The 25,128-nt window shown below is 72.6% G+C and carries 17 protein-coding genes; 11 read left to right on the forward strand and 6 right to left on the reverse strand.

Going from position 1 to position 25,128, the window contains the following annotated elements:
- Nucleotides 1-253: 253 nt before the first annotated feature.
- The 3 genes from murJ to FMEAI12_RS25075 all read right to left on the reverse strand — a co-directional run bounded on the left by murJ (nucleotide 254) and on the right by FMEAI12_RS25075 (nucleotide 6,845).
- The gene (murJ, locus tag FMEAI12_RS38640) at nucleotides 254-3,688 is read right to left on the reverse strand and encodes a murein biosynthesis integral membrane protein MurJ (protein ID WP_235014462.1); all 3,435 of its coding nucleotides are present in this window, start codon (nucleotides 3,686-3,688) and stop codon (nucleotides 254-256) included.
- Nucleotides 3,622-6,135: a DUF6049 family protein gene (locus FMEAI12_RS25070; protein WP_112108074.1), complete on the reverse strand. Its 2,514-nt coding sequence runs from the start codon at nucleotides 6,133-6,135 to the stop codon at nucleotides 3,622-3,624. Before FMEAI12_RS25070 ends, murJ begins: the two co-directional genes overlap by 67 nt.
- 239 nt (nucleotides 6,136-6,374) lie before the next feature.
- On the reverse strand, nucleotides 6,375-6,845 hold the full coding sequence (locus FMEAI12_RS25075; RefSeq protein WP_207974595.1) for an NUDIX hydrolase: 471 nt from the start codon (nucleotides 6,843-6,845) through the stop codon (nucleotides 6,375-6,377).
- A gap of 207 nt (nucleotides 6,846-7,052) precedes the next feature.
- Between FMEAI12_RS25075 and FMEAI12_RS25080 the strand changes: the two genes are divergently transcribed.
- Nucleotides 7,053-8,573 (forward strand): CCA tRNA nucleotidyltransferase, encoded by a 1,521-nt coding sequence (locus tag FMEAI12_RS25080; protein ID WP_112108076.1) that lies wholly within the window; start codon nucleotides 7,053-7,055, stop codon nucleotides 8,571-8,573.
- Nucleotides 8,574-8,615: 42 nt separating this feature from the next.
- Here the strand turns inward: FMEAI12_RS25080 and FMEAI12_RS25085 are convergent, their stop codons facing one another.
- Nucleotides 8,616-10,034, reverse strand: coding sequence for an MFS transporter (locus FMEAI12_RS25085; RefSeq protein WP_112108077.1), 1,419 nt, complete (start codon nucleotides 10,032-10,034; stop codon nucleotides 8,616-8,618).
- 287 nt (nucleotides 10,035-10,321) lie between these two features.
- Here FMEAI12_RS25085 and FMEAI12_RS25090 point away from each other — a divergent pair, with 287 nt between their 5' ends.
- A complete protein-coding gene (locus tag FMEAI12_RS25090; protein ID WP_235014464.1) occupies nucleotides 10,322-12,088 on the forward strand; it encodes a substrate-binding and VWA domain-containing protein in 1,767 nt (588 codons plus the stop codon).
- 102 nt (nucleotides 12,089-12,190) lie between these two features.
- Here FMEAI12_RS25090 and FMEAI12_RS25095 read toward each other — a convergent pair whose 3' ends face one another.
- Together FMEAI12_RS25095 and FMEAI12_RS25100 are read right to left on the reverse strand one after the other, a co-directional pair.
- Nucleotides 12,191-13,264 (reverse strand): inositol-3-phosphate synthase, encoded by a 1,074-nt coding sequence (locus tag FMEAI12_RS25095; RefSeq protein WP_020464691.1) that lies wholly within the window; start codon nucleotides 13,262-13,264, stop codon nucleotides 12,191-12,193.
- A 158-nt stretch (nucleotides 13,265-13,422) separates the two neighbouring features.
- On the reverse strand, nucleotides 13,423-14,112 hold the full coding sequence (locus FMEAI12_RS25100) for a PadR family transcriptional regulator (protein WP_071064997.1): 690 nt from the start codon (nucleotides 14,110-14,112) through the stop codon (nucleotides 13,423-13,425).
- A gap of 464 nt (nucleotides 14,113-14,576) precedes the next feature.
- On the opposite strand from FMEAI12_RS25100, the gene FMEAI12_RS25105 reads away from it, so the two are divergent.
- From FMEAI12_RS25105 to rplI, 9 genes are all read left to right on the forward strand, one after another.
- Entirely contained in the window at nucleotides 14,577-14,984 is a 408-nt protein-coding gene (locus FMEAI12_RS25105; protein ID WP_020464689.1) for a DUF5318 family protein, read from the forward strand.
- A 327-nt stretch (nucleotides 14,985-15,311) separates the two neighbouring features.
- Nucleotides 15,312-19,112 carry a transglycosylase domain-containing protein gene (locus tag FMEAI12_RS25110; RefSeq protein ID WP_112108079.1) on the forward strand — a complete coding sequence of 1,267 codons (3,801 nt, stop codon included), beginning with the start codon at nucleotides 15,312-15,314 and terminating at the stop codon, nucleotides 19,110-19,112.
- An 87-nt stretch (nucleotides 19,113-19,199) separates the two neighbouring features.
- Entirely contained in the window at nucleotides 19,200-21,146 is a 1,947-nt protein-coding gene (locus FMEAI12_RS25115; RefSeq protein ID WP_112108080.1) for a glycosyltransferase family 87 protein, read from the forward strand.
- Nucleotides 21,143-22,357, forward strand: a complete 1,215-nt coding sequence (locus tag FMEAI12_RS25120; protein WP_071064994.1) for a glycosyltransferase family 39 protein — start codon at nucleotides 21,143-21,145, stop codon at nucleotides 22,355-22,357. The genes FMEAI12_RS25115 and FMEAI12_RS25120 overlap by 4 nt, the downstream gene beginning before the upstream one ends.
- A 169-nt stretch (nucleotides 22,358-22,526) precedes the next feature.
- On the forward strand, nucleotides 22,527-22,784 hold the full coding sequence (locus tag FMEAI12_RS25125; protein ID WP_131626112.1) for a hypothetical protein: 258 nt from the start codon (nucleotides 22,527-22,529) through the stop codon (nucleotides 22,782-22,784).
- 122 nt (nucleotides 22,785-22,906) lie between these two features.
- Nucleotides 22,907-23,233: a 30S ribosomal protein S6 gene (rpsF, locus tag FMEAI12_RS25130; RefSeq protein WP_020464685.1), complete on the forward strand. Its 327-nt coding sequence runs from the start codon at nucleotides 22,907-22,909 to the stop codon at nucleotides 23,231-23,233.
- 63 nt (nucleotides 23,234-23,296) lie between these two features.
- Entirely contained in the window at nucleotides 23,297-23,878 is a 582-nt protein-coding gene (locus FMEAI12_RS25135; RefSeq protein WP_112108089.1) for a single-stranded DNA-binding protein, read from the forward strand.
- 62 nt (nucleotides 23,879-23,940) lie between these two features.
- Nucleotides 23,941-24,177: a 30S ribosomal protein S18 gene (gene rpsR, locus FMEAI12_RS25140; protein ID WP_006543269.1), complete on the forward strand. Its 237-nt coding sequence runs from the start codon at nucleotides 23,941-23,943 to the stop codon at nucleotides 24,175-24,177.
- Between the two features lie 11 nt (nucleotides 24,178-24,188).
- Complete coding sequence (gene rplI, locus FMEAI12_RS25145) at nucleotides 24,189-24,635, forward strand: 50S ribosomal protein L9 (protein WP_020464683.1); 447 nt, start codon at nucleotides 24,189-24,191, stop codon at nucleotides 24,633-24,635.
- The last annotated feature ends 493 nt before the right edge of the window (nucleotides 24,636-25,128 follow it).

The following is a 25,128-nucleotide window of genomic DNA, read 5'->3' on the forward strand; positions in this document are numbered from 1 at the left end:
CCAGAGGATCACTTTCTGTGCGTATCCGGGCTTGAGTGTGACAAAACTTTACCGAATGATTTTCCGGCGTTACTTAACGTCGCGTCGATGTGTTGCTGGTGGCATGGGTGTGGACGGGGTTCCGCTGTCGGCTCCGGGCGCCGCTCGCCGCGCCGGTGGGACCTTGGTGCCATCCCGGCAGGTAATCCGGGCGACGGAATCGAGACCATCGGCCCGCATGGGTGAGGCCGTGTCGGGAGGTGGCCCCGGCCCGTCAGCCGCGCCGGCCCGAGGACCCGCCGCGGCGACCTGGTGGCCCGCCTGGCCGACCGGAGGGCCCGCCGCGACCGCCGCGATCGCCACGCCCACCCGGGGGCCGGCCCCGCCCGCCGTCTCCCCGGCCGGCCGATCGCGGTGGCCGGGCCGAGGACGCCGAGGCCGCGCCAGTGCTGGTGCCAGTGCTGGCACTGGCACCAGCACTGGCGGGCTTCGTCCGGCGGCCGACGCCGAGGCGGCCACCGACGATGCGCATCAGGGCCGTCATCTCGTGCATCCCGGTGCGCACGGAGATCACGACGAAGACCAGGCCACCGACGACCAGCGCCAGCACCACCGCGATCCCGGAGCCGAGCCAGCCCTTGCCGAGCAGGTCGCGCAGGCCCTCCGCGATGACGCTGGCGAGGACCGCGCCCACGCCGGCCGTCACGCTCACCCGGGTCGTCACCCGCGCGATGCGGTTGCCGTCGATGCCCAGCAGGCGGCGCCGCAACAGGACCGTCGTCGCGACCAGGCCGATCAGGTAGGCCAGCGAGAAGGCCAGCGCCAGCGCGGCCGCCCGGTGCTTCTCGGCGACCACCTCCGACAGCACGAACGCGGCCAGGATGTTCGTGGCGACCACGCCGATGTTGACCAGAGCGGGCGTGCGGCTGTCCCGGTAGGCGTAGAAGGCCCGCAGCTGCACCTGGAACAGGGAGAACGGCACGAGCGCGATCGCGAAGGCGCTGAGGGTGTCGCCGATCGCCATCGCGTCGTCGTAGTCGACCGCCCCGTGGTTGAAGACCGTCACGGCGATCGGGCGTCCCAGCGCCAGCAGGAACAGCGCTGAGGGGATGATCGCGGTGACCGTCATCCGGGACGCGGTCGAGAGGTCCTCGCGCACCAGGTCCGCCTGCTCGTTGGCGGCGTGGCCGCTCATCCTGGGGAGCAGGGCGGTGATCACCGAGACACCGATGATCGCGTACGGCAGCTGGAAGATCTGGTAGGCGTAGCTGTAGATCGAGTACGCGGTGGTCGACGTCGAGAGCCTGGAGATCATCAGGAAGCCGACCTGGCTGATCAGGACGTAGAGCAGCGTCCAGCCGGCCAGCCGGGACGCCGTGCGCAGCCCGGGGTGGCGCAGGTCGAGCCGTGGCCGGTACCGGAACCCCACGGCGCGCACCGAGGGCAGCAGCGCGATGGTCATCACGACCACGCCGAGCGTCGTGCCGCCCGCGAGCACGATCGTCTGGGCGTCGGTGATGCCGCCCAGGGTCGGTGGGCGCGGCCCGGGCAGGAAGATGAACACCACGCAGGTGGCGATCACCACCAGGTTGTTCAGCACCGGCGCGAACATGGGCGCGGCGAAGGACTGGCGGGTGTTGAGGATCGCCCCGAGCGTCGCGCCGACGCCGTAGAAGAGGATCTGCGGCATGAACCAGCGCAGCAGGTCCGCGCCCAGCGCGCGCTGCGCCGGCCCGGTGTTCAGGTAGAGGCCGATGATCTGGGGCGCGGCGAACATCCCCACCAGTACCGCCGCGCCCAGACCGAGCGCCATCAGCGTGATCAGGGACGAGGCGAAGCTGTCGCCCCCGTCCGGGTCCTCCTTGGACGCCTGCACCAGCACCGGCACGATGACGCTGGTCAGGATCCCGCCGAGCAGCAGGTCGTAGAGGATGTTCGGGGTCGTGTTGGCGACGGTGTAGGCCTGGCCGACGGCCCCGGTGCCGATCGCCGCGGCGATCGCGACCGTGCGCAGGAAGCCCGAGGCCCGCGAGGCGATGGTGCCGATCGCCATTGTCCCGCTGGCGCGGCCGAGCCCGCCCCGCTTCGCCGTGGCGGCGCCCCGCGCGGCGCCTGTGCCCTGCTTGCCCGCGGCCTGTTTGCCCGCGGCCTGCTTGCCTGTGGCGGGTCTGCCTGTGCCCTGTTTGCCCGCGGCCGGCCTGCGTCCGGCTGGCCGGGCCCCCTCGGCCGCGGGGCGCCGGGTGGACGCCGGTGGCGGCGTCACGGGCGGTGCGAGCCGGCTGGTGCGATCGTCGGCGGCCATCTCGTCGAGCGGCTCGACCAGTGGCTCCACGTGTGGCCCGTCGAGCGGCTCGACCGGCGGCCGGGTCCGGCGCGCCGGACCGGCGCCGGCCCTCGGCGCCGCGCCGGGGGCCGGCGTGCGGGAACGCGACGACCACATCGCCGGCCCGCCCTCGGACGGCGGCGGCACCGCGGGCGCGCTCGGCAGCCGGCGGGTCTGCTCACCTGCCGGCGGACGTCCGCCGGCGGGACGCCTGCCGATCTCCGCGCCGCCCTCCTGGTAAGACTGGGGCGACATGCCCGCGTTCGGATCGGCGCGGCGCGGCCCGGTCGGGTGCGGCGCGGCGTCATAGGGATCGTCGGGATCGGAGCGCCGCCGGCCGGGCACCGGCGGCGGGGTGTCCGGGTAGGCGGAGCCGGTGGGTACCCGGGCCGTGGCATGTGACCCGTCCGCGTACCAGACCGGTGGCTCGCCGCTGTGGTCCGGACGCTCCTCGTAGGTCGGCGGCTGCCCGGGCGTTCCGTACCGCGAGTCGTCGTACCGAGGTTCGCCGTGGCGGGAGTCGTCGTACCGAGCCTCGTCGCGCCCGTCGTACCGACGATCCCCGTACGGAGGTTCGTCGTGCCGAGGTCCGTCGTACTGAGGTTGGTCGTACGGCGGATCGTCGTACCGGGCGCGGGACCGGTCGTGCCGGGGGCCGCCGTCCCGCGGGTCCCACTCGTGGCGAGCAGGCTCGTACGGTGGCGGCCCGGGGGGCCGGTCCGACGGCGGTTCCTGATCGCCCCACGGCGCCGGCGGGTCCTGAGCGGGCCGGTTCACGTTCGGACGGTAGCGGGCCGGGTGCTCATCGGCATGAGGAAACGGCGAACCCGGCCGATGCGGCTCACCGGCGTCCGCGTACCGGTCGTCCGGGTACGGGCTGTCCCGGTACGGGCGGTCGTCGTACCCGCCGTCCCCGTATCGGCTCTCCGGGTTCGCCGGGTACCCACCGCCGTCGTACCGCCCGTCCGGCCGCGTGCCGCCCTCGTACCGCTCCTCTGGACGTCTGCCGTCGTGCCGGTCCTCCGGGTACCCGCCGGGGTAGCCGTTGTCGTAGCCGCCGTCCCGGCGCTGGTCGTGGACGTAGCTGTCGTCCGGGTAGCTTCCGCCCGCGTACCGGCCCCCGTCCTGGCCGCCCGCGTAGCCGCCGTCGGCGTACCGCTCGTCGGGATACCGCCTGTCCGGGTACCGGTCGTCTGGATAACGCTCGTCCGGATACCGGTCGTTCGGATACCGGTCGTCCGGATACCGGGGAGTGCCCTGGCCGTCCCGGGTGCCGTGGTGGTCGTCGTCAGGCGGCCATCGCGACTCGTCCGGCGGGGTCACCGGCCGTCCCGTCGCCGCGGCTGGGACGCGGATCCGGCCGGGGCCGCGGGACGCCCGGACCACGGCTCGGCCGTCCTGTCGCCGGGGCCACCGGTGGACGGGCCGTACGGCGAGCCGGTGGGCTCCCGGTACGCGGCGGGCGCGGGCAGTCCGTCGAAGTAGGGATCGTGCCCGAGGCCGGCCGGCGCGGGATCGTCGACGGGCCGCTCCGGCCAGCCGGGGCCGGCGGTCCCGGGGGGATCGAACGGCCCGGCGCCCGTGCCGGGGTGGTCGGGATCGCCGGCGCCCGAGGCCCCGTTCGCCCCGGCCGGGCCGAGGAGACCGGCGCCGGCCGGCGGGCCGGAGCCGTCGGGCGGCGCCGCGGCCGCCGCCGATCCGCCGCCGGAGCGCGCGCGGAGCTTGCGTAGCAGGCGGATCAGCACGGCCAGCATCAGCACGCCGATCGCGCCGATCGTGATCGCCGTGGCGATGGCCCCGTAGACCGTCGAGCGCACCAGCACCCGGGCGGCGGCGTCCGGGCCCAGGGCCTGCCCGTCGACGGTCTCGAGCCGGATGTCCACCGGGAAGGTGCCGGCGCTCTCCGCGTCCACCTCGATCTCGAACTGGTCCTTCTGGAGCGGTTCGAGCACCCTGGTGACCTCGGTGGCCGACACGAGCCGCCCCCGGTCGGTGGACGAGAGCTTCAGGACCACCGTGACATTCCAGTCGGCACCGTTCTCCAGCGTCACCGGGACGCGCCCGCGGCTGCTGGTGAGGTTCACGATCCGGGACGCGACGACCCGGATCTTCGACCGGTAGTCACCGACCTGCCCGTCCGCCTGCTGAGCCAGGGAGAACCCACCGAGGCGGTCGGTTCGCCACCACGCCGACAGTGCCGCGATCAGCGTGTTGCTCATCGGGTCGATCCTGTTTATCCGGCAGTCCAGCCAGAGCAGCTCGGTCATGGTGGTCGGCGGGCAGAAGGCGGCGCTCAGGACGGCCACCTCGCCGCGGATCTGCCCGACCCCTTTGACGTAGTCGACCGGGAGCTCCCGGCTCTGCGCGTCGGCGTTGTAGGTCAGGCCGGCGCGCTGCCTGGTGGCGTCGGGGGACGGCTCCTCGATGCCGACCGGCCTCGAATAGGCACTGTCGAGGTCACGGAGGATCACGTTGAGCCAGCCGGAGGGAGGTGCGAAGTCGCGCGGGAGGGCCAGCACCGCGGCCCGCTCGCTCGACTGCTCGGCAGTGATCATCGCCAGCTCGGCGCGGAACCGGGCGAGGGCCTGCTCCGGGAGCTCCCGGCCGTCGTAGCCGGCGACCGCCTCGGCCAGCCGGTGGTCCGCCGCCAGCACGCGCACCTGGCCGCTGGACGTCGGCAGGGTGACCGCCGCGGACGGGGTGTACCGGACGGACTGCGCCGCGGGCAGCAGCCGGTCGTCGACGATCACCGTGCCGGCGCCGTTGGCGCTGAGCACGTCGACGGTGCGCGGGTCGGCGATGCCCCCGGCGGGGTAGGCGATCGTGCCGCTCCTCGGGGTCTCGAGGCCCAGCAGCCCGGCGATGACGACCTGGCCGGTGTTCACCGAGTACTGCAGCGCGTCGAGCTGGTCGGCGCGGACGAGGGCCGGCAGGTCGGCGTCCCCGTAGGGCAGGGCGATGACCTTGCCGCCCCGCCGCGCGAAATCCTTGATCCGGTCGAGGAAGGCGCCCGCGTCGATGTCCGCGGGGGCGTCCCTTTCCCCGCCGGGTGAGGCGTACTTGTACGGCTTCTCCATGCGCCCCAGCGCCTGCACCAGCGTGGGGTCGACCGCGAGCGTGACCTGGGGCGGCGGTGCTCCGGGAAGGGCGGACTCGAACGGGTCGAGCAGCGCGTCGAGCCGGCCGCCGTCCCGGATCTCGTCCGCCAGGGTGTTGTCGGTGAGCAGGCCGTCCGAGCGCAGCCGGGGCTTGCTGGAGATGGGCAGGACGGTGACGACCGCCGTCCGCGTCGCCGCCTGCGGGGGCGAGACGACCATGAACGTCGTCGTCGACGCCACCGTGGCCCGGGCCCGCCCGCTGATCCGGCCGACGACGCTGATCCGCACCGGCCGCACGCTCACGGCCGACGAGCGGAACATCGGGGTGACGTCCGCCTGTGCCGCGAACTGGCCGGGGGTCGTCGCGGTGGGGCTGATGGTCAGTGGCCCGCTGCCGAGCAGTGAGTAACGGATCTGGGGGGGCGGGCCGCCGCTGGTCAGCTGGGCGAGCTCGCCCCGGGACCGCAGCGGGCCGCCCACCTCGAGGACGACACCGAGGTCGGTCGGCAGCACCGTCCCGCCCACGTCGACCGTGCCGGTCACCCGGAGCTGGGGGACGGCGGCGCTCGGGGTGACGAAGCTGGTGAGGCGGACCTCGATGGGAAGGCCCGTGGTCCCGTTCGTGGTCCCACCGGTGCTTGGTGTGGTCTGTTGAGCACCCGAAGTGCCGCTTGTGCTGGGGTTCGTCCGGGTTATCGGCTGGATGATCGCCGCGCTGTCCGGCGAGATTCCCACAGATGAGGCCGATCCTGTGGACAACTCTGTGGACAGTCCTGTGGAAACTGTGGATGAAGCCTGTGGATTGTGCGAATCGAACGTGGTGCTCGTGCTCGTGGTGCTCGTGGTGACGGGCGCTCGTGCGCCGTCGGGCGGAGCCGCCGCCAGGCCCACCTCGGCCCCGGGCCAGACCAACGCGACGGTCCCGAGCAGCGCCGCGGCCGCCAGCCGGTGCCGGCGGAGCGGGTTACGGCCGGTCACGAGGCGTCGGCGAGGATCGTCGGCACCCCGTCGAGCAGCCGTCGTTCGTCGGCGTACGCGAGCCGTCGCGCCACCTCGGACAGCGGGACCCACGCGACCTCCGCGACCTCGATGTCGTCGTCGGAGAGGTCGCCCGACGTCCGGAGCAGGAGGAAGTGGTGAACGGTCTTGTGCACGCGCGCCTCGCCGGCGACGAACCAGAAGTCGATCGTGCCCAGCGGGCCCAGAACCGCTCCGGTCACACCGGTCTCCTCTGCGACCTCTCGGACGGCGGCCTCCTCCGTGGTCTCATCGCGCTCGACATGACCCTTCGGCAGCGACCACAACAGCCGGCCACGCTTGTCCCTGCGGGCGATCAGCGCCGCGTTCGCGGCGGCCGACGCGGTGTCGAGCACGAGGCCCCCGGCCGAGGTCTCCTCCACCCTGCGCAACGGCCTGCGGCCGGGCGTCCTGGGCGGGGAGGGCATGGACTGATCGTACGAGCACCAGCCGAAACAGCCCCGTTGTGTGTCCCGCTCGTCCGGGAAAATCGCAGCAGAGGCCCGAGTGGGTACTTTCGTCCGTCGTGCGGGGGACCATACGACGATGGTCCCGCGTCGAGGGTGGCCGGACGCCTGCCAGATAGGCACGGCCACCAGCAACGGTCCGCGCGCCCGTAATCTGAACAGGTGGCTGTGATCAGTCTTGACAATCCCCGGGACTCGGCGGAGCAGGTGGTGAGCGACCTGCTCCGCGTGCCCGCGCCCGCCGACGAGCTTGGTCGGATCTTCGCCGACCACGGGCATACCCTCCATCTGGTCGGCGGCTCCGTCCGCGACGCGCTGCTCGGCCGGGCGGGTGACCCGAGCGACACGAACGCGACCGGTGGCACGGGCGGGGGCGCGCCGGACCTCGACTTCACCACGGACGCCCGCCCCGAGCGCGTCCTGGAGATCACCCGGGGCTGGGCCGAGGCGACCTGGGACGCGGGCATCGCGTTCGGCACCGTCGGCCTGGCCCGCCGCGGGGTGCGCTTCGAGGTCACGACCTACCGCAGCGAGTCGTACGACCGGACGTCCCGCAACCCCGCCGTCACCTACGGTGAAGGCCTGCAGGAGGACCTCGTCCGCCGCGACTTCACCGTGAACGCGATGGCGGTCTCCGTCCCCGGGCACGACTTCGTCGACCTCTTCGGCGGGATGGCCGACCTGGCCCGCGGCGTGCTGCGCACCCCCGGCCCCCCGGAGGCGTCCTTCGACGACGACCCGCTGCGCATCCTGCGGGCCGCCCGGTTTGAGGCGGCCCTGGGCCTGACCCCGGTTCCCGAGCTGGTCGCGGCCATGCGCTCCCGGGCGTCCCGCATCTCGATCGTCTCCCCGGAGCGGGTGCGCGACGAGCTGCGCAAGCTGATCGCGAGCCGCGACCCGGTCGCCGGCCTGGAGCGGCTCGTCGAGGTCGGCGTCGCCGACCTGGTGCTCCCCGAGCTGGGCGCCATGCGGATGGAGATCGACGAGCACCACCAGCACAAGGACGTCTACGCGCACACGATGACCGTGCTGCGCCAGGCGATGGCGCTGGAGGACGACGGCCCCGACGAGATCCTGCGCTGGGCCGCGCTGCTGCACGACATCGGCAAGCCGCGCACCCGCCGGCACATCGCCGGCGGTGGGGTTTCCTTCCACCACCACGAGGTCGTGGGGCGGGACATGACACGCCGCCGCCTGGTGGCCCTGCGGTTCCCGAAGGACGTCGTCGACGCCATCTCCTCGCTGGTCTACCTGCATCTGCGCTTCCACGGGTACGGGTCCGGCGAGTGGACGGACGCCGCCGTCCGTCGCTACGTCCACGACGCCGGGCCGCAGCTCTCCCGGCTGCACAAGCTCGTCCGCTCGGACTGCACGACCCGCAACCGGCGCAAGGCGGAGAACCTGGCCCGCGCCTACCGGTCGCTCGAGGAGCGGATCGCCGACCTCGCCGCCCACGAGGAGATCGCGGCGATCCGGCCGGAGCTGTCCGGCGACGACATCATGGCCCTGCTGGGCCTGCCGCCGTCGCGGCTGGTCGGGCAGGCCCGGGCGTACATGCTCGACGTCCGCTTCGAGCGCGGTCTCCTGGGCCGCGAGGCCGCCGAGGCCGAGCTGTTCCGCTGGGCCCGGGAGAACGACATCGTCATCCCCGGCGAAACTCCCACCCCGGACGAGGCCCCCGACGCCTGACGCCAGCCCGGGGTTCGTGCCAGCCCGGGGCTCGCTTCGGCGTCACCGGGCCGGGCCCGGCCCGGTGGCTGAGACCGGGCCCGCAGGTCGGCCTGGGCCCGAGGTCGGCCCCGGGCTCGGGCCCAAGGTCGGGCCGGGGGCGTCGGAGGAGACGGGTGTGTCGGCGCGGGATTCGCCGACGCCGCGGATCACCCGGTCCTCGGGGTGGCGCATGGCGGCCCGGTAGTAGAGGAGGCCCGCCAGGCTGTAGCCGATGCCTGCGGCGATGATGGTCGGCGAGGACCTCCCGTCCTCCGGAACTACCACCGCGGCGACCGCGGCCACGAAGGCCACGTTGAACAGCAGGTCGTAGAGGGAGAACGCCCGCCCCCGGTAGGCGTCGTGGGTCTCCTCCTGCACGATCGTGTCGACGCAGATCTTGCTCGCCTGCGCGGAGAAACCGAGGAGCAACCCGGCGGCGACGTACAGCGGGGAGAGGTACGGCAGCCCCAGGACCACCTCGACGACTCCGCCCGCGCCGAGGACGATCGCGATCCAGGTGGCCTTCGGCATCCGCCGGGTCACCCGGGGGGTGACGACGGCGGCGAGGATCGTCCCCGCGCCGCTCGCCGCGACCACCGCCGCGAGCCCGGCCAGCCCCCCGCCGGGCCCGGTGAAGTGGTTGCGGTACAGCAGTACCGTCATGACGAGCACCAGCCCGTAGGCGGCGCGGGACGTCGTCAGCGCGGCGAGCGCGCGCCGGGCGGGGCCGTGGTTCCACAGGTAGCGGACGCCGTCCACCATGTCGGCGACAACGTGCCGGGCCTGCGACCAGGCACCCTGCCAGGGCATCGTCTCGACCGGGCCGAAGGCGAGGCGGGCGGGGCGTGCCGCGGTGACGGCGGCGACGATGTAGGCGAGGGCCGCCAGGCCCGCCACCAGCGCGACGGCCCGGTCATCGCCGTCGGTGAGGCCGCGCAGCCCGCTGCCGACACCGGCCCCGACCAGGGTGGCGACAGTTCCGGAGGTGACCGACAGGGCGTTGGCCGTCACGAGCCGGTCGACGTTGACGACCATCGGGAGGCCTGCGGACAGCGCTGCCAGGACGAACCTGTTCACGCTCACCGAGGCCAGCGCCGTCGCGTAGAAGTCGGCGCCGGTACGCCCGCCGAGGATCAGGCCGACGAGCACGATCATCAGCAGCGTGCGGACCACAGAGGAGACAACGAGTACCCGCTGGCGGGAGACCCGGTCCAGCACGATGCCGGCGAACGGCCCGATGACGCTGAACGGCAGCACGACCACGGCGAGAGACGCGGCCAGTGCCCCGGCGGACGTCGCGCGCTCCGGGGAGAACAGCACATAGCTGACGAGGCTCGCCTGGAACACGCCGTCGGCGGCCTGTGACGTCAGGCGGCACGCGTAGAGCTGCCGGAACGCGCGACCGCCGAGCAGCGCGCGCAGGTTGCCGGTCCAGGCCACGACGGCCAGCCTACGGAGCCGGCGGACGCCCCGGGTCGCCGGGCGGCATGACGGATCACTCTGCGAGCACAGCGGACGGCGACGATCCCTATGGCCGGACGGCACGCGAACAGCGATGTGACGTCGAATCAATGCAGAGACTTCGGTTGTCCCATCCGGCGCAGACCTCGACACGTTTGGTTACGGTCGCGGTCCAGACTTCGGTTGTTCCGGGAGGTCCCGGTCTGATGCCTGGTGCCCGCCACCGCCACCGCCGTTCGGGCCCCTCGTTACGGGGGGTCGCGGCGGTGGCTGCGGTACCCCTCATGGTCGGTGCCCTGACCTGCGGATGGCTCGTCCTGCGCGGAGGGGCCGGCCCCGTTCGCTGCGATCGCACGATCGCCCTCGGGGTCACCACCTCGCCGAGCCTGGCCACGGCGTTGAGCGCGGCCGCCGCGGCCTACGGCAGCGGGAAGCCGACGGTGTCCGGGTACTGCGTGTCCGTCCGGGTGGACACGGCGGGCGGCGGCCAGGTCGCCTCCTACATGAGAGGCGGCTGGACGGACCCGACGGCCGGTCCGATCCCGGACGTCTGGGTGCCGGACTCCACGGACTGGCTCACGCTGGCGCGGACCACCGAGCCGGCCAACCGGCTGCTGGTGGACACCGGCACCGTTATCGCCACCTCACCGGTCGTCATCGCGATGCCCCGCCCGATGGCCGAGGTGTTCGGCTGGCCGCGCCGCGAGCTCTCCTGGGCCGACCTGCGCAAGCTCGGTGGCGACGAGGGCTACTGGGGGTCACGGGGACGGTCGGCCTGGGGCGGTTTCACCGTCGGGCTGCCCGACCCCCGGGTGTCGACTGCCGGGATGACCGCGCTGGCCGACGCCGTGGCCGCCGCGCTGAAGACCCCGGTCGAGCGGCTCACCGAGGACATGTTCACCGACGGCCTCGAGGCCAAGGGTGCCCTCCTGGATCTGGAGCGCTCGTCGGCGCTGGTAGCCGCCTCCGACACCGACCTGCTCACGGCCGTCCGCGCGGCGGACCTCGAGGACCCCACGGCGACCCGGCTCACCGCGTTCCCGCTTCAGGAGAGTCTCGTATACCAGTACAACCGCCGGGTGGGCATCGGCGCCGCGCTGCCGGACGGCCGCGGACCGGAGCTGGCCGCCTTCTACCCGCGGGACGGCACCGAGCTCGACGAGATCCGGTACACCGTGCTGAGCCGGGCGTCGGACGACCCGGTGAAGGCCGAGGTGGCGCGGGACTTCCTGCGGACGCTGACGTCCGGGCCGGGGCGGGTCGCCCTGCTCGGGAACGGCCTGCGCCCCCCGGACGGCATCGCCGACTCGTTCACCGCCCGGACGGGGCTCACCCCGCGGCCGCGGATGACGCCCGAACGCACCCTGGACGCGACGGTGCTGACCGCGCTCCAGGGGAGCTTCGCAGGCGTCCATCAGCGCGGGAACACCCTCGCCGTGCTGGACACCTCGGGCTCCATGAACGAGGAGGTGCCGGGCAGTGCGGGCCGTAGCCGGCTGTCGGTGGCGCTCGACGCGGCGAAGTCCGCCATCCCGCTGTTCGCCGAAGACAGCAATCTCGGGCTGTGGCAGTTCTCCACCCGGCTGCGCGGCGACCAGGACTGGGAGGAGCTCGTGCCGCTCGGGCCGATGGGCGAGCGGCTGGGCGCCGGCACGCGCTCGCAGGTGGTGATGGACGCGGTGAACCGGATCGAGCCGCGCGGCGACACCGGGCTCTACGACACGGCCCTCGCAGCGTTCCGCTACATGAACCAGCACTACGTGCCGGGCCGGCCCAACCAGGTCGTGCTGCTGACCGACGGGAAGAACTCCGATCCCGGCAGCATCGCGCTCGACGAGCTGGTGCGGATCCTGCGCCGGGAGTACTCGCCCCAGCGGCCCGTCCAGGTGATCACGATCGGCTACGGCGCCGACACGGATCTCGCCGCGCTGTCGCGGATCTCGGCCGCGACCGGAGCCGAGACGTATCCCGCGCTGGACCCGAACACCATCTTCGAGGTCCTCGTCGACGCGCTGACCGAGGTTCCCGGCTGACCCGCGCATGCCCGTAGCCCGGTCGTCCCCCTCCGGACGACCGGGCTACCTGGCAGATCGTGGGTGCCGCTGGTGGTGCTGGTGCCGCTGGTGGTGCGGAGGTCAGCCCTCGTCGCGGATGAACGCCTCGACCTTGTCGCGGGCCTCGTTGTCGCGGTACTGCTCCGGCGGCGACTTCATGAAGTACGACGACGCGGAGAGGATCGGCCCGCCGACGCCGCGGTCCAGCGCGATCTTCGCGCAGCGGACGGCGTCGATGACCACACCGGCGCTGTTGGGGGAGTCCCAGACCTCGAGCTTGTACTCCAGGTTCAGCGGGACGTCACCGAACGCGCGGCCCTCGAGCCGGACGTAGGCCCACTTGCGGTCGTCGAGCCAGGCGACGTAGTCGGACGGGCCGATGTGCACGTTGTCCTTGCCCAGGTCGTGGGAGACCTGGGAGGTGACGGCCTGGGTCTTGGAGATCTTCTTCGACTCCAGCCGATCCCGCTCGAGCATGTTCTTGAAGTCCATGTTGCCGCCGACGTTGAGCTGCATCGTGCGGTCGAGGACGACGCCGCGGTCCTCGAACAGCTTCGCCATGACCCGGTGGGTGATGGTGGCGCCGACCTGCGACTTGATGTCGTCGCCGACGATCGGCACGCCCGCCGCGCGGAACTTCTCGGCCCACTCGGGGACACCGGCGATGAAGACCGGCAGGCAGTTGATGAACCCGACGCCCGCGTCGATGGCGCACTGGGCGTAGAACTTCGCGGCGTCCTCGGACCCGACCGGCAGGTAGCAGACGAGCACGTCGGCGCGGGTCTCACGCAGGGTGGCGACGACGTCGACCGGGGTCTCGTCCGACTCGTCGATCGTCTCGCGGTAGTAGCGGCCGAGGCCGTCGAGGGTGTGCCCGCGGGCCACGGTCACGCCCAGCGGCGGGACGTCCGCGATCTTGATGGTGTTGTTCTCGCTGGCCACGATGGCCTCGGAGAGGTCACGGCCCACCTTCTTCGCGTCCACGTCGAACGCCGCGACGAAGGTCAGGTCGGAGACATGATAGTCACCGAGCGTGACGTGCATCAGGCCTGGGACCTGGGCCGCGGGGTCGGCGTCGCGGTAGTACTCGACCCCTTGGACGAGAGATGCGGCGCAGTTGCCCACGCCCACGATGGCGACACGTACCGAACCCATGACGGATGCGCTCCTTAAGCTGGTGGGGGATGCTGGTGTTTCCCGCGAGGAGCGGGATCGGCCGGTGCTGACCGGGACACCGGCTTGGTGCCGACGCCACGCGGTACCGCCGCCGGGTGGGCGTGTGCCGCCCCGCCGCCGGTCCGCCCGGTCGCCTGCTAGCTGTCGGGGGACGGAACGGCGCCGCCGGAGCCCTCGTCACCGTGCTCCGGGCCGCCCACCGCCTCGTCCCGTCCCGCGTCAGCTGTGGACGAACCTGTGGACAACTCTGTGGATGATGTGGACAACACCTCGCGCGTCGAGACCCCGCGTGTCGAGCCGGGCGCCTGTGCCCGTTCGGTCTCGATCAGCTCGCTGAGCCACCTGACCTCGCGCTCGACCGACTCGAGGCCGTGCTTTTGCAGCTCGAGGGTGTAGGAGTCCAGCCGCTTCTGAGTGCGGGACAACGCCGAGCGCACCTTCTCCCCACGCTCCTCGAGCCGGCCGCGCCGCCCCTCGAGGATCCGCAGCCGCACCGCCGCGTCGGTCTTGGAGAAGAAGGCGAAGCGGACGCCGAACATCTCGTCCTCCCAGGAGGACGGCCCACCTTCGCCCAGCAGTTCCGCGAGCTTTTCCTTGCCCTCGCCAGTGAGGGTGTAGACGACCCGGCTGCGGCCACCGAGGCGGCCGGCCGCGCCGACGTCGTCCGCCGTCACGTACCCCGAGGCCTGCAGGCGGCGCAGGCACGGGTACAGCGACCCGTAGCTGAAGCGGTGGAAGGAGCCGAGAACGGCGGAGAGCCGCTTGCGCAGCTCATAGCCGTGCATCGGGCTCTCCGACAGGAGCGCGAGCACCGCCAGCTCCAACATGCGCGCTCTCCTCTCGCACCGGGCCGCCTCCCGCCGCCGCCGGACGGCCGGGTGTATCGGCGGACTGTATCGCTTGGTTCTCTCGCCCCGACATATCGAGGCGATACATCGAGGATAGACGCGCCGGTACTACTACGGCAACTAGGGATGGCCGACCGGCGACCGGTTGATGACGGACGGGCGTGGACAACCGCGCGCGGACAGCCGGGCCGGCGCGTGCGGACGAGGTACCGGGGCGGTGATCCGGCGTGCCTACACGTCGCTTCGACGGGCCGGAGCGGCGGCCGGACCGGTCGGCGGGACGCGCTGGCGTGGCCGTCGAACCGGCAGGCGGAACGGGTTGGCAGGAGCCGGGAACCGTCCACTGGTGCACCGGCTTTCACCAGTACGAACGGCCCAATCGGCTTGTCACCTTCTGTCGGTACCGTCTGCCCGGGACGCGGCGTCGGCGTACCGTGGATGCCATGCGTCCACGGTCGGTCATCGACTACGCGCTCGCCCGCCGGGCGACGCTGGGCGACCTGTTCGCGGGGCGGATCTCCTCGCTGGACGTGTGCGATGCGCACCCTTATCTGATCCGTGCGGCGAAGTACCACGGAGAGCCCACGAAGAAGCGGTGCCCGGTCTGTCGCGGGGCCGATCCGCTGATCAACGTCACCTATACCTACGGTGACGAGCTCGGCCCGAGCTCCGGCCGGGTCCGGGCCACCAAGGAGCTTCCCGGGCTGGCCTCCCGGTACAGCGAGCTGAATGTGTACGTCGTCGAGGTGTGCCCGCCCTGCGGCTGGAACCACCTGATCACGTCCTATGTGATCGGTACCGGCGAGCCGCCGGCGAAGAAGCAGCCGCGCCGCCGCGCCGCCGACACCTAGGCCCGGTCGGGGCGGTCCGGCGGCGTTCGGCGAGGGGTACGGGTAACCCGGCCGAATACCCGGTGTGAGCGGCGAGTCCTCCTCGGCCTTTCTGTCCGCGCCCTGTTGGCACAGCGCCGGGCCGTGGTGTGCCGAGAGTGCGCGCCATCCCCACTTCAGTGCCCTGCCGCAAGGGCCCCGATCTGGCGTGAGATTCTGGTCTGCCATGTGGGCTTCCACGTGGGTGCGGCCGCCTTCGGCGTGCTGTACCGGAATCTGGGGGCGCTGGCCGGACTATGGCATCGGCACGGTGACCGGGGGGATTCACGGCAACGGACGGGGTAGTGGGTGAGTACTCCCTATGACCAGGGCGCGCGGACGGTAGGACCTCGTGCCGGCGACGGGCGGGTTCCGCCCGGCCGCGCCGTGCCCGGTCCGGGCGGCGGGAGGCCGGCCCCAGATGGCCGGCCGGCCGGAGCGGGTTCGCCCGGTGGGCCGCTCGCCGGCAGTGGCGCGGCCGGTGGGAGCACCGCCCCCGACCAGGACGCCGGCGGCTGGACCCCGGACCGCGGCGCCGCCGCGCGCCGCCGCGCGGCCACGACCCGCTCCGACGCGGACGGTGCGTCCGGTACGACCGGCCGCCGGGCGGCTGATCGGGGCGCCGGGCGTCCGCCGGGCCCGCGAGGTGCTTCCGGCGGTACGAGCGGTACCAGCGGTATGGGTGGTACCGGCGGCGCTGATCGGTCCGGGCCCGCCGAGACGGGGCGGTCCGCCGCGGGCGGCCCGGCCACCGGGCGAACCGGGGCCGGCCGGGCAGCCGGCGTCTCCGACCGCACCGGTTCGGGCCGGGGCGCACCCGAGCGCGGTGTCCCGGATCGCGGTGTCCCGGACCGTGGTCTCTCCGATCGTGGTTCCGCGGGGCGCGAGGCCTCGGGCCGTGGCGGCTCCGATCGCGGTGTCTCCGATCTCGGTGCCGCCAGCCGCGGTGTCTCCGATCGTGGTGCCGCCAGCCGTGGTGGCTCCGATCGTGGTGGCTCGGGCCGTCCCGGCGCCGGGCCCGTGGAGCCGGGCCGCACCGGATCCGACCGCCTTCCCGCCACCCGCGGTGACTCGGCCCGCATTGACGCTGCCCGCGGTGAGGCGACCCGCGGGGACTCCACCCGCGGCGCCACCCGCGGTGATTCAGCCGGCGGTGGCTTCCCACGCGGCGATGCCCGGGGCGACGCCCGGGGTGAGCTCGCTCGCGGCGACTCCGGCCGGGGTGCCGTCGGCCCCGGCCGCGGTGCCCCGGGCCAGCGCGAACCCGGGCGTGGCGAGCCTCGGCCCGGTGGCCCGGAGGGCCGTGGCCGGGCCGCGGCCCCGGACGCCGACCCGGCGGCCACCCGGACCCAGCGGCGGGCGGGCGGGCGCCCGCCCCGTCCCGTGGCGGGCCGGGCGGCCGCTGACCGGGCCGCGGCCCGGTCAGCGGCCGGAGTCGGCGCCGCCGAGGCGACCGGCCGGGACGGCCGGCTGACCGGCGCCACCACCCGGCTGCGGGCGTACCGCCCGGGCGGCGGGCGCGGGGCCGGGCCGGAGGAGCCCGCCGGCCGCACGAACGCCCTGTACGACACGGTCGACCAGGCTGCGCTGCGCCGCGTCGACGTACGCGAGCGCACCGCCGACGCGACCGTCTACCACAAGGTGGCGCCCGGCGACGGGCTCGACTCCTTCGGTGACGGGGACCGCACGGGCCTGCTCGACCGCACCGGCGGCGCGTCGCGCTCGGCCGGTACCCGGCTGGACGCGCTGGAGGGCGGCCGGCCCGGTGCAGGCCGGCCCGGTGCAGGCCGCACCGGTGCAGGCCGCCGGCCGGGTGGGCCGACCCGGCCAAGTGACCGGGAGCGGGGCAGGCGGCCCGGCGCGGGCGAGACCTCCGCAGCGCATGCGACCGGCGGTCGCGCGGGCGGCCGGGGCCGCGTCCGGCCGAACGCGGGCAAGCGTGGCCCCAGATGGTGGCGGAACCGGCCGCGATGGCTGCGCCGCCTGGTGCTCATCGGGATGACGTCCGGCGCGTTTCTGTTCGTCGCGGGCATCGCGGTGATCTACGCGGCGACCCGGGTGCCGCTGCCCGACGAGGTGAAGACCGACCAGACGTCGATCATCTCGTGGGCCGGCGCGGACGGAAAGCCCGGCGGCGAGCTCGCCCGAATCGGCGACGTGAACCGCACGGACGTCCCGCTCTCGCAGGTGTCGAAGGACGTCCAGCACGCCGTGCTGGCCGCCGAGAACGAGAACTTCTACAACGAGCCGGGTATCTCCCCGCGCGGTATCGCGCGGGCGCTGTGGGTGAACCTCAGCGGTGGTGAGATCGCCCAGGGTGGATCGACCATCACCCAGCAGTACGCGAAGAACGCCTATCTCACCCAGGAACGCACGTTCACCCGGAAGATGCGGGAGATCGTGCTCGCCATCAAGCTCGACCAGAAGTACTCCAAGGACCAGATCCTGGAGTTCTACCTGAACACGATCTATTTCGGGCGCCAGTCGTACGGCATCGAGGCGGCGGCGAAGACCTACTTCGGCAAGCCGGCCGCGGAGCTGACGGCGGGTGAGGGCGCGGTCATCGGGGGGCTCATCAGATCCCCGAACTATCTGGACCCGTTGGAGCATCCGGGGCCGGCCGAGGCCCGCTGGAAGGACGTCGTGGCGACGATGGTCGCCAAGGGCTGGGCGCCGGCGTCGCTGGCGACCGAGAAACCGCCGACGGTGCTGCCCTGGAACCAGAACACCAACAACTCCTCGGACCAGGTCCAGTACATCAAGCTCCAGGTCAAGAAGGAGCTGGACGCCGCCGGCATCACCGAGGACCAGATCAACCGCGGTGGGCTGCGTATCACCACGACCCTCGACCTGAACCGGCAGACCGCTGCCTTCCAGGCGGTGACCAGCCAGATCTCGGACGCGTATGCGGCCGTACCCGACCTGCGCACGGGGCTGGTGGCGATAAAACCGGGAACCGGTGAGGTGCTCGCCTGGTATGGGGGCTCCCTGTACGGCAAGGGCACGAACGGCCAGGAGCAGTACTTGGACAACGTCTCTGGCGCGGCGGTGCCACCCGGGTCGACGTTCAAGACGATCACCCTGGTAGCCGCGCTGGAGAACAACATCAGTCTCCGGTCGACGTACGAGGCTCCGTCACAGATCACCCTGGAAGGCGGCTACGTGGTCAACAACGACGAGAGCGAACCCGGCCACCTGGGCTGGCCCGACCTCGTCGAGGCGACCGCGGAGTCGATCAACACCGTGTACGTTCCGCTGGGCAACGACATCGGCGTCAACAAGATCATCCAGACGGCCCGCGACATGGGCGTTGACGCCGATCTCGACGACGTCGCCGGTGTCACCCTCGGCCAGGACAGCGTGACCGCGCTCGACATGGTCGAGGTCTACGGCACGCTGGCCAGCGGTGGCTACCGGGCCACCCCGCACATCGTCGCCAAGGTCGAGGACAACTCGGGCCGCATCATCATGGACGGCGCGACCATCAACGGGAAGCCAGTTGTCGACAAGGAGCCGACCGTTCCGCCGTCCGTGGCGCGGGACGCGACCTTCGCGCTGGAGAGCGTGATCGACCACGGCACCGGCAAGAGCGCCCGGCTGGCGAACAACCGGCCGGCGGCGGGGAAGACGGGCACCACCGACGACTTCCGGTCCGCCTGGTTCTGCGGGTACACACCGGAGATCTCCTCCTGCGTGAACATGTTCCGTGGCAAGGGTGAGGTGGCCGACCAGCTCCGGGGCATCCCCGGCGCCGAGCGGGGTGTGTACGGAGGCACCTACCCGGCGCAGATCTGGAAGGCCTTCATGGACGCGGCGCTGCAGGGCATCGCGCCGAAGCCGTTCGACCCCCCCGCCTACGGCGGCATCGTCACCCAGCGCAGCCCCGCGCCGGCGCCGACCCCGTCCGACCTGCCCACGCAGCCGCCGGTCGCGGGGACCGACGACTGGGACATCTTCGGCGACGACCAGAACGACAACGGCCAGAACGACGGCGGGCAGGCCGGCCAGACGGGTCAGACCGGTCAGACGGGGCAGCAGCCACGTCCGAGACAGACCCGTCCACCCACCGGCGGCGGCGGCGGGATCGTGGTCAATCCGTTCAACAACTGAGCGAGCCGAGAACTGAGCAGCGCCGCGGGTGCCCCTGGCACCCGCGGCGCTGTGTCGTCGGGAGGCCTCGTCACCGCGTGTACCAGAATGGCCGGCATGGCCACGACACCGGCGTCGCCCAACCGGACCAGCCCGGCGCGCACCGACCCGGTGGTCGCGGGCGCAAGTGAGCTCATCGGGGGCCCACCCGGGCGGCACGCCCTGCTCGGCGCGAGCCGGAGCTGGTGGACGCCGCTGCGCGTGCTGATGCTCCTGGTGACGCTGACCTGCGTGCTCGGCTACGCGCAGAAGTCCGGCTGCCGCGACACCCGCAACTGGACGGACGAGTACCAGTACACCCGGATGTGCTACTCCGACGTGGTGGCCCTCTACAGCCAGGAGGGCCTGGTCGACGGCAAGCTCCCCTACCTGGACTACCCGACCGAGTACCCGCCGGTGATCGGCGGCGCGATGCAGCTGGTCTCCTCACTTGCCGGCCTCGGCTCGGCCCCGGCCGCGGTGTTCCGCACCGACGAGGCGGGCGCCCAGGTCTTCGACCACTACTCGATGGACTCCCGCTCGGCGCTGTTCTACGACCTCACCGCGCTGCTGTTCCTGGTGGCGGCCTGCGTGGCGGTCTTCTGCACGGCGCTGACCATGGCGCCGTCCCGGATCTGGGACGCGGCGCTGCTGGCCCTGGCGCCGACGCTCGCGCTGCACCTGCTGACCAACTGGGATGTCCTCGCCGTGGCCTTCGCGGCCGGTGGGCTGCTGGCCTGGTCGCGGCGTGCCCCACGGCTGGCCGGCATCCTGTTCGGGCTGGGCGTGGTCACCAAGCTCTACCCGGCGCTGTTCCTGCTGGGGCTCGCGGTGCTCTGCCTGCGGACCGGCCGGATGCGGGAATGGGCACGCACCGCCGTCTACGCGGTGGGCGCCGCGGTCGCCGTGATGCTGCCCGTCTGGCTCACCGCCGGCTACTTCGACGGCACGACGAAGGTCAGCGACGGCATCTGGTCCACCTTCTGGGGCGGCGGCGACTGGGTCGCGCTGCTCGACGGCAAGCAGGCCGGCGGGCACAACGGCCTGCAACGCTTCTTCGAGCTCAACTCCGAGCGCGGCGCCGACTGGGACTCCCTCGCCTTCGCGACGACCTGGCTGGCCGGCAAGTACGACACCGGCTGGTTCGAGCCCCTGCACCTGGTCGTCCTCGCCATCGGGCTGACCGCCGCCGGCGCGGCCGCCGCGCTGGCGGTGCGGCGCTGGCCGTGGCTGCGCGCGCAGGTCATCGGCACCGCCGTCGCGTGCTGGCTGGTCCTGGCCGTGGCCACGCCGCTGGTCCTCGGTGCCGTGCGCGACCACGGCATCCCGGTCGGGACGCTGAACGTCCTGACCGCGGTCGGCCTCGTCCTGGCCGTGGTGGGCATCCTGGCGCTCGCCCTGCTGGCGCCGCGCCGACCACGGGTGCCCCAGGTGGTGCTCCTCCTGGTGATCGCCTTCCTGGTGACCAACAAGGTCTTCTCGCCGCAGTACACGATCTGGCTGCTGCCGCTGATGGCCCTGGCCCGGCCGCACTGGCGGCTGTTCCTGGTCTGGCAGGCCTGCGAGATCTGGGTGCTGTTCACCCGGTTCATGCACTTCATCTACAACGACACCTCCGGCGCCGACGGGATCGACCGGGGCTGGTTCGTCGGCGCCGTGGTGCTCCGTGACCTGATGCTCTGTGTGATCGCGGCCTTCGTGGTGCGCGAGATCCTCCGCCCCGAGCTGGACGTCGTCCGCGACGGCGGCATGGACGACCCGGCCGGCGGGATCCTCGACGGCGCCCCCGACGTGCGCGGCGGGCGCCTGGGCCTGCGGCTGCCGTCCCGGCCCTGGGGCCGCGCGGTGCCCGCCTCGGCACCGTTGTCCGGCACCGAGGCAGGCGCCGATCAGGACGAGCTTTCGTGGCCGGAGGGTCTCGCGGGCCCGGTGGGTGACGAGCCGCGCGTCGCGGCGCCGGAGGCGTCAACCGCACCCCACTCCCCGCGGCCCGTCGACAGGCGGGAGCAGGGATGACGGCGGACGCTCCGGCCGAGTCGCACGCCGGGCGTCCCGTCGAGTCGGCCGGACACGCCGCTCCCGGTGGCAGCGATCCGGTGCGGCGGGTCTGGACCCGGCTGCCTGACGCCGTGCAGGCCTCGCTCCCGGTGTGGTTCGCCAGCCGGGTGGCGGTGATGATCGCGTCGTTGGCGGGGGCACGCGCCCTCTCGGACGGCCCGGCCGGCGACGCGCCCGGCCTCACCACACTCTGGGACCGCTGGGACGTCGGCCTGTTCACCAAGGTGGCCCGCTACGGCTACCTCTCGCCGTCCTACGCCGACCGGACGGAGGTCGACTTCCCAGGGCTGCCGCTGGCCATCCGCCTCGTCCACGTGGTCGTCCCGGACTGGATCGCCGCCGGACTGGTGGTCTCGTTCCTCGCCGGCACGCTCGCCGCCGCCGCGTTGTGGCGGCTGGCCGCCGACGAGGTCGGGCGGGAGGACGCGCGGTTCGCGGTCGTCGCGCTCGTCTGTTTTCCGTACGCGGTCTTCCTGTTCGCCGCGTACTCCGAAGGTGTCTTCCTGGGCTTCGCGGTGGCCTCCTGGCTCGCCGCGCGGCGTGACCGGTGGCTGCTCGCCGGCCTGCTGGGCGCCGGCGCCGCCTCGGCGCGGGTGACCGGTATCCCGTTCTGCGCCGCCCTGGTCGTGCAGTACGTGCTCGTGCGCCGCGCCGCGGGCCGCCCGCTCTTCGCCCCGCCGGCGCTGGCGCTCGCCCTGCCACCGCTGCCGATCATCGGGTACGTCCTCTACCTGCGCGCCCGGACCGGGCGGTGGGACACCTACACCGAGGCGATGCGCGCCGGCTGGAACCGCGGCGTCGACTGGCCGTGGCGGGGGTGGTCGCGGACGTGGGAGTCCGCGTTCGACGGGAGCGGGGCCTCGACGTTCGTCTGGTTCTGGCGCGGGGAGCTGCTCGCCGTCGTGATCGGCGTGCTGCTGACGGGCGTGCTGCTGTGGAGCAGGCGTTGGGGCGAGGCGACCTTCGTCGGCCTGATGACCGTCCTGATGAGCTTCTCGAACTACTACGCCTCGGGGATCCGCGGGATCCTGGTCGCCTTCCCGCTGTACCTGCTGCTGGCGCGGGTGGCCGCGCGCCGGCCGTGGGTCCGCGGCGCCTACGTCTGGCTCTGCGCACCGATCATGGTGGTCTTCGTCGTGGCCTTCACCCAGGGGAAATGGGTCGACTGACCTCGGGCGACCGCTCGCCGGGTGACCCCCTGCCGGGCGCCCATCCGACCACTCACCGCGAGCCGCCGGGACCGGCCGGCGACCCGCCGCGGCCCATCGGACGGCGGCGACACGACCATCGGGATCGGATGTCGGTCCGGGCGACCGGCGGATGCGCGAGGATAGGACGGTGGCGGCAGACGACGTACGGGTGGACGGGCCGGGGCCCTCGTCGCGGCAGCCGCCGGGCGTGACGGCGTCCGCCGCCGTGGCGGGCCTGCTGGCACTGGTGTTCCTCGCCCTCGCCCTCGCCGTGCCCGATCCGTCCCGGCACGCCCACGGGCTGCTGGTGGTCGTCGACCTGGTGGCTGTGGCCGGGGTCGGTGCGGTGTGGATCCGGGTGGTCCGCCTGGTCGGCCTCTCCGTGGACCGTCGCCGGGTCGAGTAATCTCGTCCAGACACACCGTGTGCCGACGTTTCAGCTCGCCCGTGGGGCGAACATCCGGCACCCGGTCCCTCCTGCCACGGATGATCCGTGGCCGCTAGAGTCCACAGGAGGTGGGTTCAGCCTTGCCACGCCACTATGAACTGATGGTGATCCTCGATTCCGAGCTCGAGGAGCGCACGGTCGCACCCTCGCTCGACCAGTACCTCAACGTCGTCCGTCAGGGCGGCGGAGTGGTCGAGAAGGTCGACGTGTGGGGCCGCCGCCGGCTCTCCTACGAGATCGCCAAGAGCTTCGAGGGCATCTACGCCGTCATCGACCTGCACACGGAGCCGGCCGTCGTCGCCGAGCTGGACCGCCAGCTCGTCCTCAACGAGTCCGTGATCCGTACCAAGGTGATCCGGCTGCCCGAGCCCAAGGCGCCACGGCCGAACCGCCGGGCGGCGGCGTGACGTGCTCTGCCCGGCCGGCGCTGCGCGCGCTGACGCGGGCCCCTCGACCGGAGGAGCGTGATCATGGCCGGTGAGACGGTGATCACGGTCGTCGGCAATCTGACGAACGACCCCGAACTGCGTTTCACGCCGAACGGCGCCGCGGTCGCGAGCTTCACGGTCGCGTCCACCCCGCGCACGCTCGACCGCGGAACGAACGAGTGGAAGGACGGCGAGGCGCTCTTTCTTCGCTGTTCCATCTGGCGGCAGGCTGCCGAGCACGTCGCCGAGTCCCTCACCAAGGGTGCGCGCGTCATCATTCAGGGGCGTCTCAAGCAGCGCTCCTTCGAGACCCGCGAGGGTGAGAAGCGGACGGTGATTGAACTGGACGTCGACGAGATCGGTCCTTCGCTGCGTTACGCGACCACGAAGGTCACCAAGGCGGCCCGCGGTGGCGGCTTCGGTGGTGGCCAGGGTGGCGGCGGCTTCGGCGGCGGCCAGGGTGGCCCCGGCGGCCCGAGCGGGCCTGGTGGCCCCGGTGGCCAGCCCGGCGGCGGCTACAACGGCGGATCCCCACAAGGCGGTGGCTCCGGCTATGCCGGCGGCGCCGTCGACGACCCGTGGTCACAGCCCGCGGGTGGTTACTCCGACGAGCCGCCGTTCTGAGCGGCCGGGTGTCATCTTCGCGCGACCGGAACTCGGGCGCAAAACGAGGTAGGAGCTCATCCATGGCCAAGGCGGCCGTGCGCAAGCCCAAGAAGAAGGTTTGCGTCTTCTGCAAGGACAAGGTCCACTACATCGACTACAAGGACACTTCCCTGCTCCGGAAGTTCATCTCCGACCGGGGGAAGATCCGCGCCCGCCGGGTGACCGGCAACTGCAGCCAGCACCAGCGTGACGTCGCGACCGCGGTGAAGAACAGCCGCGAGATGGCGCTGCTGCCGTACACCTCGACGGCCCGCTGAGGAGGATGACGATGAAGCTCGTCCTCACCCAGGAGGTCCCGGGGCTCGGCAGCCCGGGGGACATCGTCGACGTGGCCGACGGCTACGGCCGGAACTACCTGGTGCCGCGCCGGTACGCGATTCTCGCGACCCGCGGCGCCGAGCGTCAGGTCGCCCAGATCAAGCGGGCGCGTGACGCCCGGGCGGTCCGCGACCTCGACCACGCCAAGGAGATCGCCGGCCAGCTCTCCGGCCTGTCCGTCCGGCTGGTCAGCCGCGCGGGCAAGGAGGGCCGGCTGTTCGGCTCGGTCACGGCCGCCGACGTGGTGTCCGCGGTGACCGACGCCGGAGGCCCCGCGCTGGACCGGCGCCGGGTCGAGCTGAGTACCCCGATCAAGTCGCTCGGCTCGCACACCGTCGCCGTGCACCTGCACCCCGAGGTCAGCGCGAAGCTGACCGTCCAGGTCACCTCGGCCTGACTGCGGACGCAGGCCAGGGTCGCGCCGTTCGTGGCGCCACCCTGGCCTGCTCTTGTTGGCAGCGCTCGGGATCCGGGACCGAAGGTCCGAGAGCTGGGATCTTGGGATCCAGCTCTGAGATGTCGGGACTTGGGAACCCGGGTCCGAGGGATCGGGACCCGTTCTGGAGCAGGTCTCACAGACCTCACCCCCGCTGACGCCGGTTCCAGCACGACCGTGGCGGCTGAGTGAGTCCATGGACACGCTCATTCGCCACGCATCAGCCGGTGGCTTCCTGGCCGCTCGGAGCCCGGTGCTCCGGGGTTCGGCGGCTTGGCGCCCGGTGACTTACTCGGATGACGCGACCACATCCAGATCACGTCTGTTTCCGCACGTGAACGGGTGGTGACGCTGCGGCTCGGGCAAAATGATCGTGGGCATGTCGCGGGGAGATCAGATCCCCGGGCGATATAGCTCAAAATGATTAGTCAGACCGCGATCTCGGGGTTGCGTC

The organism is Parafrankia sp. Ea1.12 (assembly GCF_900465275.1).
Lineage (GTDB): Bacteria > Actinomycetota > Actinomycetes > Frankiales > Frankiaceae > Parafrankia > Parafrankia soli.

Coding starts and splice junctions, on each gene's coding strand:
- FMEAI12_RS25100 (WP_071064997.1), bottom strand. CDS start 14,112: ATGTTGGAGCTGGCGGTGCTCGCGCTCCTGTCGGAGAGCCCGATGCAC.
- rpsR (WP_006543269.1), top strand. CDS start 23,941: ATGGCCAAGGCGGCCGTGCGCAAGCCCAAGAAGAAGGTTTGCGTCTTC.
- FMEAI12_RS25135 (WP_112108089.1), top strand. CDS start 23,297: ATGGCCGGTGAGACGGTGATCACGGTCGTCGGCAATCTGACGAACGAC.
- FMEAI12_RS25105 (WP_020464689.1), top strand. CDS start 14,577: ATGCGTCCACGGTCGGTCATCGACTACGCGCTCGCCCGCCGGGCGACG.
- FMEAI12_RS25095 (WP_020464691.1), bottom strand. CDS start 13,264: ATGGGTTCGGTACGTGTCGCCATCGTGGGCGTGGGCAACTGCGCCGCA.
- FMEAI12_RS25120 (WP_071064994.1), top strand. CDS start 21,143: ATGACGGCGGACGCTCCGGCCGAGTCGCACGCCGGGCGTCCCGTCGAG.
- FMEAI12_RS25075 (WP_207974595.1), bottom strand. CDS start 6,845: ATGCCCTCCCCGCCCAGGACGCCCGGCCGCAGGCCGTTGCGCAGGGTG.
- FMEAI12_RS25115 (WP_112108080.1), top strand. CDS start 19,200: ATGGCCGGCATGGCCACGACACCGGCGTCGCCCAACCGGACCAGCCCG.
- rplI (WP_020464683.1), top strand. CDS start 24,189: ATGAAGCTCGTCCTCACCCAGGAGGTCCCGGGGCTCGGCAGCCCGGGG.